We start from the raw sequence: 14,116 nt of genomic DNA on the forward strand, positions 1-14,116 counted from the left end.
TATTCACACTTAAGGTTAATATTTATGAAAGTATTAAGAACAAAGGCGCAAGAGGTAAATTTATTGCGTTAAATTCTTACTCGATAAAGCCTAAAACCAATACCCTAAGCTGACAAAAAATTGGGAATTATCCGTTTCTGGTGACCAAGAATACAACAGATTGATCGGACCTAAAAAAGATTGCCAGCCATAGCCTACACCAAAACCGGAATACATAGGGGCCTTGAACCAATCTCCTGTCCTAAATAAATCATCATCTACATTGGCAAAATTGGCCGAGAAAAGTGCATGGTGCTTTTGTGCGAATTCATAATCTAACCTTCCATAGGCCTTCACATAACTATTTCCGAACAAACTAATAAAATCATATCCTATAAATGGGGCAAAATTGTTAATATAGTCCGTACCGAACCCCCCTAATAAAAAATCAAAACTGGTAACCTTGGAGGTACCCAACTTAAACCCACCTTCTGTTTCCAAATTTAAGGACAGGTTTTTAAACAAGGGAAATGCCATACCCATTCTTGCCTTTGAAACCGAGAAATCCTTGAAATTATCATTGAAATCAGATGACAAAAGGTAATAATGCATGTCCCCATTAAAAAATAGTCCGCGTTTAGGAAAATATTTATCATCATAGGTATCTAGTTTTAATGCACCAAAGACACTTATATAATTACTCTTTTCAAAATAGGTCCTACCATTTTCAGTTTGGGTATTTATTGGCACATTGGGATCGGTTATTTCCCCAAAGGTCCTGGTACTGTACTTTAGATCCTTATATTCTGCACCTAAAGTAAAAGCAAATTCCTCTTTGACCACGGTTTGCACATATATTTGATTGGTAAAATCCGATACCGATAGATTAATGGAATTAATCCTGGTATTTTGTGTAACATCAAAATTATCGCCAATAAGGTCAAAATCTATTTCCTGTTCAAAATCATTGAACCTAGAGTTAATACCAAAACTCCAATAGGTGCCTTTATCCATATAATATTCAAAGTTATACCGAATATTATCCCCTAGAATAAGATCAAAAGAAGCCACATCGTCCCTTGACAAAACTTTACGCTTGGTCAAGTTGATAATTGCCCCACTTTTGTACAAGTCATCATAATGGGCCCCAAGTCTCAAAAAAGAAGTGGTAGGTGTTTCATCTAGCGGTAAAACCAAATCCTCACCATCATCAACATTGGTCAATAATTTGTATCTAATTGTCTTAAAATTTCCGGTTGCAGCAAGGTTGCCTATACCTTGTTGTAGTTTATGAAAGGTTATAGGTTCGTTTAGATTAAATCTTAATTTACCTTTTACATATCCGCGGGTATGACTTGTATTGCCCTCGATCATCAATCTATTCAAAACAATATTTTCATCGGTTTTATAATTAACCGTCTTTTCCTTTCCAGAGCCGTTGGACAGCGCTTTTAATTCTTCGAATTTTAAAAATGCGGCATCTTCCCCGGTCTTGATTATAGCCTTTAGCTTATTGAATTCTATAACCGAATACTGTTCTATTTGAGGTTTAATATAAATGTCCGTCTTTGCGGATTTTTGTTTCATATCCGCTACCGTTCTATAATTATTGATCTGTAGTAAAATTTCTGTTGCGGACAAGAGCGATTCCCTGTCTGACAGGTCATGCTGCACATCAACGCCAATAATAATATCAGCGCCCATTGCCAAAACTTCATCTATGGGATAATTGTTCACCACACCACCATCTATTAAAACCTTATCATCTATAATCGTTGGCTCAAATAACGATGGCAAGGTTCCACTTGCCAAAACGGCCTCTGGCAGATATCCTTTGTTCAAGATTACCTGTTTGCCGGTTTCAATATCAGTGGCCACACAAACAAACGGCGTAGGTAGCTTATTGAAATCCTTGACATCTTTTACATGATATAATAATTTTACCAGTTCATTATAGATATTCTGACCTCCAGAATATGCAGGTGGAACGGACACCTTAAAATTATCAAACGGTAATGACAAAGCATACCTTTCAGAATCTTCCTTCTCATAAAACGTTTTTGCACTTCTTGGAAGATTATCTTGAATCAACGATCCAAAATTTGTTGCATTGAACATTGAGTCAAGTTCCATGGCCGTATATCCAGAGGCATATAACGCACCAACGATAGCACCCATACTAGAACCGCCAATATAATCTATCTTGATACCTGCCTGCTCAATCACCTTTAAGGCCCCAATATGTGCCATGCCCTTTGCCCCTCCACCACTGAGTACCAGACCTATCTTAGGCCTTTCATTCTCTTGACCTTCTTGTCCGATCAACAATGATACGTTGAGCAAACTAAATGCTAGGCCAAATAAAATGCTTTTAAGACCGGCGCTATGTGGTATGAAATGATTCATAAATTTTATTTGCTTTTGATGCACCAACTATTTCTGCCAAACTTTCTTTAGACGCCTCTTTAATACGTTTAACGGATTTAAATTGCTTTAACAATTGTTGCGCGGTTTTTTCACCCACACCTTCAATACCTATTAATTCCGAATTTATAGCACCCTTACTCCTTTTATTTCTATGTAGGGTAATGCCAAACCTGTGCGCTTCATTTCTTGCATTTTGAATGATTTTTAAACTTTCGCTCTTTTTATCCAAATATAACGGTACAGGGTCCTCGGGAAAATAAATTTCCTCTAGCCGTTTGGCTATACCTACTATGGCAATTTTACCCCTTAATCCTAATGCATCTATACTTTTAAGCGCTGAAGACAACTGACCCTTACCACCATCTATTACAATAAGTTGGGGCAAAGGTTCCATTTCCTCCAATAATCGTTTATACCGTCTAAAGACAACTTCTTCCATAGAGGCAAAATCATCTGGACCAACGACTGTTTTAATATTGTAATGCCGGTAATCTTTTTTGGATGGTTTGCCGTCCTTGAATACTACACACGCAGCTACCGGATTGCTCCCCTGTATGTTACTATTATCAAAACACTCTATATGCCTAGGTTCTACGGACAAATGCAAATCTTTTTTCATTTGCGCCATGATCCTATTGGTATGGCGGTCCGGGTCAATTATCTTAATTTGGTTAAAACGTTCCTGTCTAAAAAATTTAGCATTACGTTCAGAAAGGTCAAGTATGCGTTTTTTATCTCCTAATTTGGGTACGGTAATCTTTAAATCGGGAGTAAGGGCAACCTTAAATGGCACATACAGTTCCTTGGAATTTGACTGGAACCTTTCCCTTATTTCCACTATTGCCAATTCCAGTAATTCTTCGTCCTTCTCCTCAAGCTTTTTCTTGATTTCCATAGTGTGCGACCTAATAATAGACCCATGGGATAATTGTAAAAAATTAACATATGCAAAAGCATTGTCAGAAATTATACTAAATACATCAACATTACTGATTTTAGGATTTACAATGGTAGATTTTACCTGATAATTTTCCAATACATCTATCTTGTCCTTAATAACCTGCGCTTCTTCAAACTTCATTTCAGCGGCCAGCGCCTTCATCTGACCTTTAAAGTAAGTAATAGACGATTTAAAATTCCCCTTTACTATTTCCCTTATATCATCTATTTGACGGTCATATTCCACTATAGATTGATACCCTTCACATGGTCCTTTACAATTGCCCAAATGATATTCTAAACAAACCTTATATTTACCCGCGTTGATCTTCTCCGCAGAAAGGTCATAATTGCATGTCCTCAACGGATAAACACTCTTAATCAAGTCCAACAATGTACGTACCGTTTTCATACTGGTATAAGGACCGTAATATTCTGAACCATCCTTAATAACCCTTCTTGTAGGAAACAACCTTGGAAAACGTTCATTTTTTAAGCATAACCATGGGTAGGATTTGTCATCTTTTAGCAATACGTTATACCGCGGTCTAAGTTCCTTGATCAGGTTATTTTCCAATAATAGGGCATCTGATTCTGTAGGTACTACTATATGTCTTATCTCCTTTATCTTTTTGACCAGAACACGGGTTTTACCATATTCATGGTTTTTATTAAAATATGAGGAAACCCTTTTTTTTAGATTTTTTGCCTTACCTACATATAGAATACCTCCATTTGCATCATAAAATTGATATACCCCAGGACTGGAGGGCAATGCGCTTAATTGTATATTTAATGGAATCCCTGACATAGTTCTACACTACGAATTTAGTCTATAATACTAATTTAAATAACACTATACCTTATATATAATGATACAAAAAAGTAGTTTAACTCGCTAACGCTTCTAATTGCGTATTTGATAATTAGAATGAATTTAATTATCAAGTGTTTAAAAAAACAATAGCTAAATTACATAGTGCGTAATATAAAAATTTTGTACTTTTGTAATCTTTTGATTTTCAATTATTTACAATATCAACTTCTTTTAAGTATTTACCACAACGTTAATTTTTTAATAAAAAAGCGCTGTTTAACGATAAAAAAGTGCAGTTCATAGATATCTTATTAATTATTTTACCTATTTTTAACGTAATTACGAATCATTTTACCACTATAAGAACATTATAATTATGGAAAGCTATATCATCACTCTTGGAACATATCTTATATTAATGTTATTTTTTAAGGTATTTTTTGCTGTTGCAGGTAAAGAATAACCTAAGAATTTTCAGCATACTAATCACTTCACGATGCTGAAGAAAGATATACGCTATAAATATTCCAAACTTAGAAGTTCCCTATCTCAATCACAGATTACCGATAATAGTATTGCTATTGCGAATTCCGCATTAAGTCTACCTATATGGAACTACCATTATTTCCATATTTTTTTATCCATTAAAAATAAATTAGAAATAGATACAGAAGGCCTAATTTCCATATTATTAGGTTACGATAAACATGTAGTGGTGCCCAAAATAGTTTCCAACAACCAGTTAGAACATTACCTTCTTACAGACAGTACCAAATTTTCATATAATTCCTTACATATACCTGAACCCGTAGATGGTATAACCATAGATCCATTAAAATTAGAAGTAGTATTTATACCTCTCCTTGCTTTTGACATTAAAGGAAATAGAATTGGCTATGGTAAAGGTTATTATGATCGCTTTTTAAAGGAATGCAGAAGAGATGTCGTAAAAATAGGCCTTTCCTTTTTTGAAGCTGAAAAAGAACCATTTGATGATGTTCTACCTACCGATATACCATTGGATTATTGTATTACACCCAACAAAACCTACTCGTTCAATGTGCTATAATCTTCATTGTCCAGATTTTTTCTATCCAGATCCTTACCAAATGCTTTTTTGTTGAATACTAATAAAATACCCACTCCGGTGCTAATTGCGGTATCCGCTATATTGAATACAGGCTCAAAAAACCTAAAATTCTTTCCACCAAAACCAGGCACCCAATTAGGCCAGGTAGTGTCTACCATTGGAAAATACAACATGTCTACCACCTTGCCATAAAATAACTTTCCATAGGGCTCATTTGAAAAGAGAGTAGCTACTTCATTATAGCTATCATTAAAAATTATTCCATAAAAAACAGAATCTAAAATGTTACCCAATGCACCGGCAAAAATTAAGGATACCGCCCAAATAAGTGTATTAGACGCTTTCTTTCTAATTACGTCAAAAAGCCAATACCCAATTCCAAAAATGGCAAATAACCTAAAAATGGTCAATACCAATTTACCTATTTCATCTGAAATGGGTAAAATGTCGCTTAATTTAGCTCCCCATGCCGCACCTTCATTTTCTATAAAGAGAATCTTAAACCAACTAAACACCTCAACGGATTCACCCAGTACAAAGTGGGTCTTAATATATATTTTACTCCATTGATCTATTACTAGGATCAATACAATAAATAAAATGGATTTTTTAATATTCATGGGTTCAAATCAATGTGGGCAAAAATATAAATATTATTCGGTTTTAATGAGTTCAATATTACCTGTAACGGTTTGCAGGTCATATGTGGAGAAACCATTTGGGATTATATTTGGACTGACCTCACCATATTTGGTCGTTGCAGATATATTTGCGGCATTGGACAATACCTTAATTGCACCACTTTGTGTTTTGACCTTTATAACTCCAACTGCATTGTTTACCTCGCATACCCCATCGGACAAGATAATGTTCAATTTCTTATAGGCGCCATTTACAACTACTCTTGAACTGGTACCGTAAACTTCAACATTTCTGTTTTTTGGTAGTGATAAATTCAATACGATGGAAACCACTTTATGGGCGCTTAATTTATCATTAGGGTTACTGAAATTAGGTGAAAAACCGGCGTCAATGAATATAGTTGAACCTCTGGAAACTACTTGTAGATTTAAATTATCAACATATTCACCTTCAATATTTGCCTCGGCATTGACCACCTGCTCATCTACAGTATTAACTTGAACCTCAAAACAGTTTGCCGTATTGACTAGAATCAAATCTATATCTTCCGTAAGCAGAATTCTCTGAACATGTTTTTGGGCAAAAAGACCCAAAGGACATAGGACCAGTAAAAATAAAAATCTACCCAAAATAATGGTATTAAAAAACGCCCCTTAAGGCGTTTTATTTAAGACTGCATATTTTTAGCCTCTATACTAAGAGTGGCGTGCGGTACAAGTTTTAAACGCTCCTTATTAATAAGTTTACCGGTTACACGGCAAATACCGTAAGTCTTGTTCTCTATACGCAACAAAGCGTTCTTAAGGTCTCGAATAAATTTCTCTTGCCTAATGGCCAATTGGGTGTTGGCTTCCTTACTCATTGTTTCCGATCCTTCCTCAAAGGCCTTAAAAGTTGGAGAAGTATCATCCGTACCATTATTACCATCGTTCATGTAGGCACTTTTTAATAGCTCTAAATGACTTTTAGCCTTTTCTATCTTGTCTTCTATTAAATCTTTGAATTCTGCCAAGTCCTTGTCAGAATACCTTACTTTTAAATCTTCTGCCATCTTTTAATATTTTTCAATAAATAATTTTGTGTTTACTTCATCAAATGCAATATCCGTACCTTTTTCCAATTTATCCTCAAAATTAAATACTGCCGTTAATGTCTCGGTTTTAATATAGTCAATATTTTTCTCAACCGCCTTCTCGACAAAACCATCTTTCAAGATTTTAATTGCAATTTTATCAGTTACTTCATAACCGGAATCTTTTCTAATATTCTGAATCCTGTTAACCAATTCCCTAGCTATGCCCTCATTGCGCAAATCCTCATTTATGGTAACATCTAAGGCAACAGTTAATTTTCCTGAAGTGGCCACCATCCAACCTTCTATATCCTGAGAACTAATTTCTACATCTTGTAACTGTAAATTAATACTTTTATTCTCTAATTTAATTGTTAATTCGCCATTCTGTTCAATTTTCTGGATATCAGTCTGCGAAAATGCATTGACCACTTGTGCAATGGCTTTCATATCCTTTCCGAATTTTGGCCCTAACGTCTTGAAATTAGGCTTTATACGCTTTACCAATATACCCGAGGCATCATCTAGCAACTGAATATCCTTAACGTTAACTTCTGACTTAATTAATTCTGAAACCGCCTTGATATCTTTCTTGTCCTGCTCATCCAGTACGGGAATCATAATTTTCTGCAATGGCTGGCGTACCTTGATCTTTTCTTTTTGACGTATGGAGAGTACCAAAGAGGATATGGTCTGCGCTTTTTGCATTCTAACTTCCAAACCTTTATCTATCAAAGATTCATCGGCTACCGGAAAATCCGATAAATGTACACTTTCAAAACCGCCCTTTATGGTTGCCTTGTTCAGGTCCAAATACAAACGATCCATAAAAAATGGTGCTATAGGAGCAGATAATCTTGCCACTACATCCAAACATGTATATAATGTCTGATAGGCCGCAATTTTATCCTGTGCGTATTCACCTTTCCAAAAACGTCTCCTGCACAATCGTACATACCAGTTGCTTAAATTTTCTTGAACAAAGTCAGAAATTGACCTTGCCGCCCTTGTGGGTTCATATTCGCCATACGACGTATCTACTAGCTTGATCAGGGAATTTAATTCTGACAAAATCCAACGGTCTATCTCTGGACGTTCTTGCACCGGTACATCTGGCTCTTTATAAGAGAACGCATCTAGATTGGCATATAACCCAAAGAAAGAATACGTATTATAAATGGTACCAAAGAACTTTCTTTTGACTTCAATGATGCCTTCCGTGTCAAACTTTAAATTATCCCATGGATTTGCATTACTGATCATATACCACCTGGTTGCATCTGCACCATGTTCGTTCATGGTTTCAAAGGGATCAACGGCATTGCCCAAACGTTTTGACATTTTTTTGCCTTCCTTATCCAACACTAAACCGTTGGATACCACATTCTTATAGGCAACGGAATCAAAAACCATAGTAGCTATTGCATGTAGGGTGTAGAACCAACCACGTGTTTGGTCAACACCTTCGGCGATAAAATCTGCAGGAAACGTTTTTCCTTCATCTATCAAATCCTTATTCTCAAATGGATAATGCCATTGTGCGTAAGGCATAGACCCACTATCAAACCAAACATCTATAAGATCGCTCTCACGCTTCATAGGCTTTCCAGAAGCCGATACCAATGTAATTTGATCTACGATATTCTTATGTAAATCTATTTTATCATAATTTTCCTCTGACATGTCTCCCACAACGAAATCTGCATAGATATCTTCTTGCAATACACCGGCCTCAATGGCTTTTGCCATTTCAGATTTCAGTTCGGCAACGGAACCAACAATTAATTCTTCCTTACCATCCTCGGTTCTCCAAATAGGTAAAGGAATACCCCAGTAACGTGATCTTGATAAATTCCAATCATTGGCATTTGCCAACCAGTTTCCAAACCTGCCTTCACCTGTGGCTTTTGGTTTCCAATTTATGGTCTGGTTCAATTCAAACATTCGTTCCTTGACATCTGCCACTTTTATGAACCATGAATCCAATGGATAATACAAAATAGGCTTATCCGTACGCCAACAATTAGGATAACTATGTACGTATTTTTCAACCTTAAAGGCTTTGTTCTCTTCCTTGAGCTTTATGGCAATCTCTACATCTACCGATCGTTCCGGAGCCTTACCATCTTCGTAATACTCGTTTTTCACATATTTACCGCCTAGCTCCTTTAATTCCGGTCTAAATTTACCCTGTAGATCTACCAAAGGCACCAAGTTTCCATTCTCGTCCAATACCAACATTGGCGGAATTTCCGGTACGGCCTGTTTGGCCACCATAGCATCATCTGCCCCAAAAGTTGGAGCTGTATGCACTATACCTGTACCATCTTCTGTTGTAACAAAATCACCAGCAATTATCCTAAATGCATTTTCTGCATTTTCATAAGGCAATACATAATCTAACAGTTGCTCATATTTAATGTTCAACAAGTCTTTACCCTTAAATTCTTTTACGACATAAAAAGGAATTTTTTTATCACCAGACGCATAAGACAACAAATCCGATTTCTCCGACACCTGATTGTATTTACCCGAGAATTGTTTTCCTACCAAATTCTTGGCAAGTATAACGTTCATGGGTTCAAACGTATATTGGTTATACGTTTCTACTAACACGTAATCAATTTTTGGCCCTACAGTTAACGCAGTGTTAGACGGCAATGTCCAAGGTGTCGTCGTCCAAGCTAAAAAGTAGACAGTACCTTCGTTTTGTAAAAAATCCGGTAAGGTTTCTTCTACCGCTTTAAATTGTGCGGTAACCGTAGTATCCGTCACATCTTGATAGGTACCCGGCTGATTTAGTTCATGTGAGCTTAATCCCGTACCGGCTTTTGGCGAGTATGGTTGAATGGTGTACCCCTTGTAAATAAGGTCCTTGGAATATATTTGTTTTAACAACCACCATACGGTCTCCATGTATTTGGACTTGTAGGTAATATACGGGTCATCCATATCAACCCAATAACCAACCTGTTGGGTCATGGCGTTCCATACATCCGTATAGCGCATTACCGCTTTCTTACAAGCCGCATTGTATTCCTCAACGGATATCTTTACCCCAATATCCTCTTTGGTAATGCCCAGCTCTTTTTCCACTCCCAATTCTATTGGTAGTCCATGGGTATCCCAACCCGCTTTTCTTTTTACCTGAAATCCTTTCATGGTCTTATACCTAGGAAAAATATCCTTAATGGTACGTGCCATTACGTGATGGATACCGGGCATACCATTGGCCGATGGAGGACCTTCGTAAAACACATAGCTCTCCTTTCCCTCACGGGTAGAGATACTTTTCTCAAAAATGGCATGGGTGGCCCAATAGTCCAAAATTTCTTCTGCAACCTTTGGTAAATCTAATCCTTGGTATTCTGCGAACTTCATACGAAAATGCTTATGGCACTGGAATTTAAAGGCTGCAAAATTATAAAATTTAGATTTAAATTATGGGTTTTGTCCTCACTGAAATAGTAGGTTATATGCTAATGTGAAAAATATTAACATGTTTTACGTCCAAAATGTAAAATGACCCGTATATAACTCTAAACAATAACCATTTAACATAACACAATGAAAAAAGTAATTTTAGGATCATTAGCAATTTTAGCATTAAGTATGTCTATTTCCTGTAGAGAAACTGCAGACAAGGCAAAATCCGCTACAGAAGAAGCTGGTGCCGCTTTAGAGGAAGCTGGAGAAAGCTTGAAAGAAGCTGGTGAAGAGCTTGAAGAAGCTGGTGAAGGTGCTATGGATGCCGCCAAGGAAGCCAGTGAGGATGCTATGAAAGCTGCTGAAGATGCGGCCGAAACCGTAAAGGAAGCCGGTGAAAAAACCATGGATGCCGCAAAAGAAGCAGGTAACGACGTTAAGGATGCGGCCAATGAAGCTGCTGACAAGGCTGCAAAAAAAGCCAATGAAATAGAAAAAGCGGTTAAAAACTAAATTAACCTCTCTTTTAAATTCTTAAAGACCCGTTATTGCGGGTCTTTTTTTTGTTTAAAAATAGTAGCCAAGTCCTAAGATGACATTACGCCCTGGTGCAACAATACCTGAGGAATAAGTCTTGTAACGTTGGTCCGTTATATTTTCCATACTAGCGGATGCCTTTAAACTCTGCGAAATATCAAACTGCGAACGAAAATTCAACGTATACCATGACGGTGCAAACGGATTTCCATTTTCATCAACAGCATAGATATACTCCTTTGATCGCTCAGACATTGAAAGATCATCATAAACTATCTCTCCATTATAGTTGACATAAAGATCTGTCTTAAACCTTTGGTTTTTCCACATAATATGGAAATCCCCAAATGTAGGTGCGGCATGTCTTGCAGGAGTCTCCGTACCATCTTCTTCCTCTTCCACACCTTGGGTAAAAGTAAGGTTGGATCTCATGGACCATTGCTCGGTCAAATAGGCTTCCAAACCAAATTCAAATCCGTAAACGAAAGCCTTGGCCGCATTTTGTATTGCTTGTACGTTACTTAGCTCACCGCCATATTCTATTTCAGAAACCCCATTATAACTAAAATCCCTGCGCACCAATGCATCAACCAAATACGTATAATAGGCCGTACCCTTTATAATTACCTTGTCCTTAATATTACGATGTATACCAAATTCTACATTATACGCATATTCAGGCTCCAGGTCTGGGTTGGGAACTACTACGGATCCTGGTTCAGAATCGAATATTTTACCTACATCATCAATATTGGGCGCCCTAAATCCTGTTGAACCGTTCAAGGTTATTTGTAAATTAGCCTTGGGAAACCAACTTAAACCTAAACTACCCGTCAACGCCCCTGTACTTAAATCTGCCTTTTGAAATGGAAAGTCGTAAAACGTATCATCAAAATCCGCATTTACCCATACATGACTATAACGAAGGCCGGACATTAATGTTAAATTAGGTTTGGCCCTATACTCACCATTGATATAACCCGCCAAACTCTGCCAAGTAGATCCATCTGGATAACGTGATGCCGACGGATATTCCTCATTGGTCACGATATTTCTATCTATACCTAAAGAACCAACCGTATTAAAAATATACTCCCCACCGTAATAAGTTTTAAAATTACCTATTTTCTTATTCTCCAAATCTATATTTACATTCAATGCATTGATCTGTTCCTTGGTGGAATTCAACACATCATCCTGAAAATCCCTATTATGCCTACTTTCTTCAAAATGTTGATATGCCAAACCAAGCTTTAACCCATCATATACTTTACCATCACCTTTTTTTAAAACCTGGGCATTGGCCATAAACCATTTTTGAGGACCATAATACCATTCTGCCGATCTCAACCCTTGCCCATCACTTGAAGGACGTATTAATCTATCATATCTAGAATAATCCGATGTTTCTGAAAAATATGCTCCCAGATTTAAATTCCATTTTGCATTGGGCCTGAACAATACTTTTTGCATTAGATTTATTTGATCATACCCTGTTGTAACCTGTGTTCTAGGTGACCCATTTTCCATTAATACATCCTCACCGTTATTACGCGTTACGTATGAATTCCTTAAATAAGAATCCGGTCCATGGGAACCCATTTTTAGATCTTGAAAATCGTTGTAGGTCACACTTGTTAGCGATGCCCACTTTTTTTTACCGATATTTATATTTGCATGCACCGTATTTTCATTGTTGGCCGATGAAAACCTATAATTGGTATTTCCCGCTACCAACAGGCTATCATTTTCTGCGAGTACTGGTTTTTTCGTGTAAAAGTTCATAACGCCCCCAATGGCATCACTCCCATAAATTACCGAACCCGGACCAAATATTATTTCAGTATTCTTAATTGTATACGGATCTATTGAAATTATGTTTTGAATATTACCGCCCCTAAAAATAGCATTATTCATACGTACACCGTCTACGGACAATAGCAACCTATTAGTGGCAAAGCCCCTTATCATAGGACTACCACCACCTAATTGACTTTTTTGCACAAAGACCTTTCCACTGCTTTCAAGTAAATCTGCGGAAGTCTGGGGGGCAGTAAATGAAATAGACTTGGCATCTATGGATATAATTTTATTGGGTATATCCTTTTTCTGTTGCTCCCATTTGGAAACCGACATTACCACTTCATCCAATTGTTGGGCCTTCATAAATAAGTACACCTTATTTCCTTGTCGTAGCAATTGCTGTTTGGTGGTCTTATATTCTTCATAACCAATATGCCGCAAGGTAATGCGTTCCCTATCCAAAAATAGGGATGCATTGAACCTGCCATCAAAATCTGAAAGGGCTATCTTGGATTTATCCTTGTTAAATATGGCCACATTGGATATGGCCTCGCCACTGTCCTCATCTAGAACAGATATATACTGCGCATTGCCAATAAAGGCCATGAAAAACCATATGCCTAAAAAAAATTTATACATAAGTGTTAAAGACTTCGTTTAATACGGCAAGAGATTTTGGTTTTCTAAATCCCTGTAAATGCAATTCAAAATATAACACCAAAGATTTAAGCAACTCTTGTCTATTAGTTTTTTTCATCTTTATGGTGTGAATTGCATCAAAATTTGTGCCTAAGAACGTCTTGAAATAATAAAAATTTTCTCCCCTCAACATTGGATTCAAGGTTTCCTTGCCCACAAATTCACCTTCCAAAAGGTCAAAATACGGTCTATCTTGTTGATAGACATCTGGATAGAAACCAAGGAACTTTGTAAGGGACAGCATAAAATACAGATGAAAATTTGCAATATCATCATGTACGTCCAACCATTGTAGCGAAGCCTCTAAAAACTGAAACAACTCTTCGTTTCTTTCTTCTTCACGAATACTGTTACCCAATAATTCCGCCAGAAATAGGGCCATGGCATTCTTGGCCATATTGGCGTATAACGTTTGGTAGTGGTAATATACCTTGGCCTCCCTTATAGATTCCAATGAACCCTTGTTCTTATGGTTGGCCACAATTTCCAATTGGGTAAGGGGTTGAAAATAGGCCGACTTTAATTTTCCTTTTTTAGAAGCTAGTACCCCGCGCAATAAATAGGACTTAACTCCGTCCGTAGCTGTAAATGCCTTAACGATGAGACTGGTATCGCCATATTTAAGTGCCGTAAAAACTATTGCCTTGGTCGTAACTTGCATTGGAACGTGCTGTAAGACCACAAA

General features: G+C 37.0%; 10 protein-coding genes. 2 read left to right on the forward strand and 8 right to left on the reverse strand.

Translation table 11 applies throughout. The features are described from left to right. Positions 1-90: 90 nt before the first annotated feature. Positions 91-2,385, reverse strand: coding sequence for a patatin-like phospholipase family protein (locus tag JM81_RS10440; RefSeq protein WP_144803119.1), 2,295 nt, complete (start codon positions 2,383-2,385; stop codon positions 91-93). Next, positions 2,363-4,156 carry an excinuclease ABC subunit UvrC gene (gene uvrC / locus JM81_RS10445; RefSeq protein WP_144803120.1) on the reverse strand — a complete coding sequence of 598 codons (1,794 nt, stop codon included), beginning with the start codon at positions 4,154-4,156 and terminating at the stop codon, positions 2,363-2,365. The genes JM81_RS10440 and uvrC overlap by 23 nt, the downstream gene beginning before the upstream one ends. 502 nt (positions 4,157-4,658) lie before the next feature. On the opposite strand from uvrC, the gene JM81_RS10450 reads away from it, so the two are divergent. Further along, complete coding sequence (locus JM81_RS10450) at positions 4,659-5,231, forward strand: 5-formyltetrahydrofolate cyclo-ligase (protein ID WP_144803123.1); 573 nt, start codon at positions 4,659-4,661, stop codon at positions 5,229-5,231. Here JM81_RS10450 and JM81_RS10455 read toward each other — a convergent pair. The 4 genes from JM81_RS10455 to ileS are packed head-to-tail and all read right to left on the reverse strand — an operon-like array spanning position 5,210 to position 10,347. Further along, the gene (locus JM81_RS10455) at positions 5,210-5,872 is read right to left on the reverse strand and encodes a lipoprotein signal peptidase (RefSeq protein ID WP_144803126.1); all 663 of its coding nucleotides are present in this window, start codon (positions 5,870-5,872) and stop codon (positions 5,210-5,212) included. The two genes, JM81_RS10450 and JM81_RS10455, sit on opposite strands and share 22 nt — an antisense overlap. Positions 5,873-5,905: 33 nt before the next feature. After that, the gene (locus JM81_RS10460) at positions 5,906-6,523 is read right to left on the reverse strand and encodes a DUF4097 family beta strand repeat-containing protein (protein WP_144803129.1); all 618 of its coding nucleotides are present in this window, start codon (positions 6,521-6,523) and stop codon (positions 5,906-5,908) included. A gap of 38 nt (positions 6,524-6,561) precedes the next feature. Then, positions 6,562-6,945, reverse strand: coding sequence for a TraR/DksA family transcriptional regulator (locus JM81_RS10465; RefSeq protein WP_089260967.1), 384 nt, complete (start codon positions 6,943-6,945; stop codon positions 6,562-6,564). A gap of 3 nt (positions 6,946-6,948) precedes the next feature. After that, positions 6,949-10,347 (reverse strand): isoleucine--tRNA ligase, encoded by a 3,399-nt coding sequence (gene ileS, locus JM81_RS10470; RefSeq protein WP_144803131.1) that lies wholly within the window; start codon positions 10,345-10,347, stop codon positions 6,949-6,951. A 186-nt stretch (positions 10,348-10,533) separates the two neighbouring features. Between ileS and JM81_RS10475 the strand changes: the two genes are divergently transcribed. After that, positions 10,534-10,905 (forward strand): hypothetical protein, encoded by a 372-nt coding sequence (locus JM81_RS10475; protein ID WP_089260969.1) that lies wholly within the window; start codon positions 10,534-10,536, stop codon positions 10,903-10,905. 54 nt (positions 10,906-10,959) lie between these two features. Here JM81_RS10475 and JM81_RS10480 read toward each other — a convergent pair whose 3' ends face one another. Both JM81_RS10480 and recO read right to left on the reverse strand, forming a co-directional pair. Continuing rightward, positions 10,960-13,371, reverse strand: coding sequence for a TonB-dependent receptor domain-containing protein (locus JM81_RS10480; protein WP_144803134.1), 2,412 nt, complete (start codon positions 13,369-13,371; stop codon positions 10,960-10,962). Continuing rightward, positions 13,364-14,092: a DNA repair protein RecO gene (gene recO / locus JM81_RS10485; protein WP_144805628.1), complete on the reverse strand. Its 729-nt coding sequence runs from the start codon at positions 14,090-14,092 to the stop codon at positions 13,364-13,366. The genes JM81_RS10480 and recO overlap by 8 nt, the downstream gene beginning before the upstream one ends. Positions 14,093-14,116: the final 24 nt, after the last annotated feature.

The sequence above is a fragment of the Maribacter sp. MAR_2009_72 genome, from assembly GCF_007827235.1.
Classification (GTDB): Bacteria; Bacteroidota; Bacteroidia; order Flavobacteriales; family Flavobacteriaceae; genus Maribacter; species Maribacter sedimenticola.

Excerpts from the sequence above, each read along its gene's own strand:
- JM81_RS10440 (WP_144803119.1), bottom strand. The coding sequence starts at position 2,385 with ATGAATCATTTCATACCACATAGCGCCGGTCTTAAAAGCATTTTATTT.
- JM81_RS10475 (WP_089260969.1), top strand. The coding sequence starts at position 10,534 with ATGAAAAAAGTAATTTTAGGATCATTAGCAATTTTAGCATTAAGTATG.
- JM81_RS10450 (WP_144803123.1), top strand. The coding sequence starts at position 4,659 with ATGCTGAAGAAAGATATACGCTATAAATATTCCAAACTTAGAAGTTCC.
- ileS (WP_144803131.1), bottom strand. The coding sequence starts at position 10,347 with ATGAAGTTCGCAGAATACCAAGGATTAGATTTACCAAAGGTTGCAGAA.
- JM81_RS10455 (WP_144803126.1), bottom strand. The coding sequence starts at position 5,872 with ATGAATATTAAAAAATCCATTTTATTTATTGTATTGATCCTAGTAATA.
- JM81_RS10465 (WP_089260967.1), bottom strand. The coding sequence starts at position 6,945 with ATGGCAGAAGATTTAAAAGTAAGGTATTCTGACAAGGACTTGGCAGAA.
- uvrC (WP_144803120.1), bottom strand. The coding sequence starts at position 4,156 with ATGTCAGGGATTCCATTAAATATACAATTAAGCGCATTGCCCTCCAGT.
- recO (WP_144805628.1), bottom strand. The coding sequence starts at position 14,092 with ATGCAAGTTACGACCAAGGCAATAGTTTTTACGGCACTTAAATATGGC.
- JM81_RS10480 (WP_144803134.1), bottom strand. The coding sequence starts at position 13,371 with ATGTATAAATTTTTTTTAGGCATATGGTTTTTCATGGCCTTTATTGGC.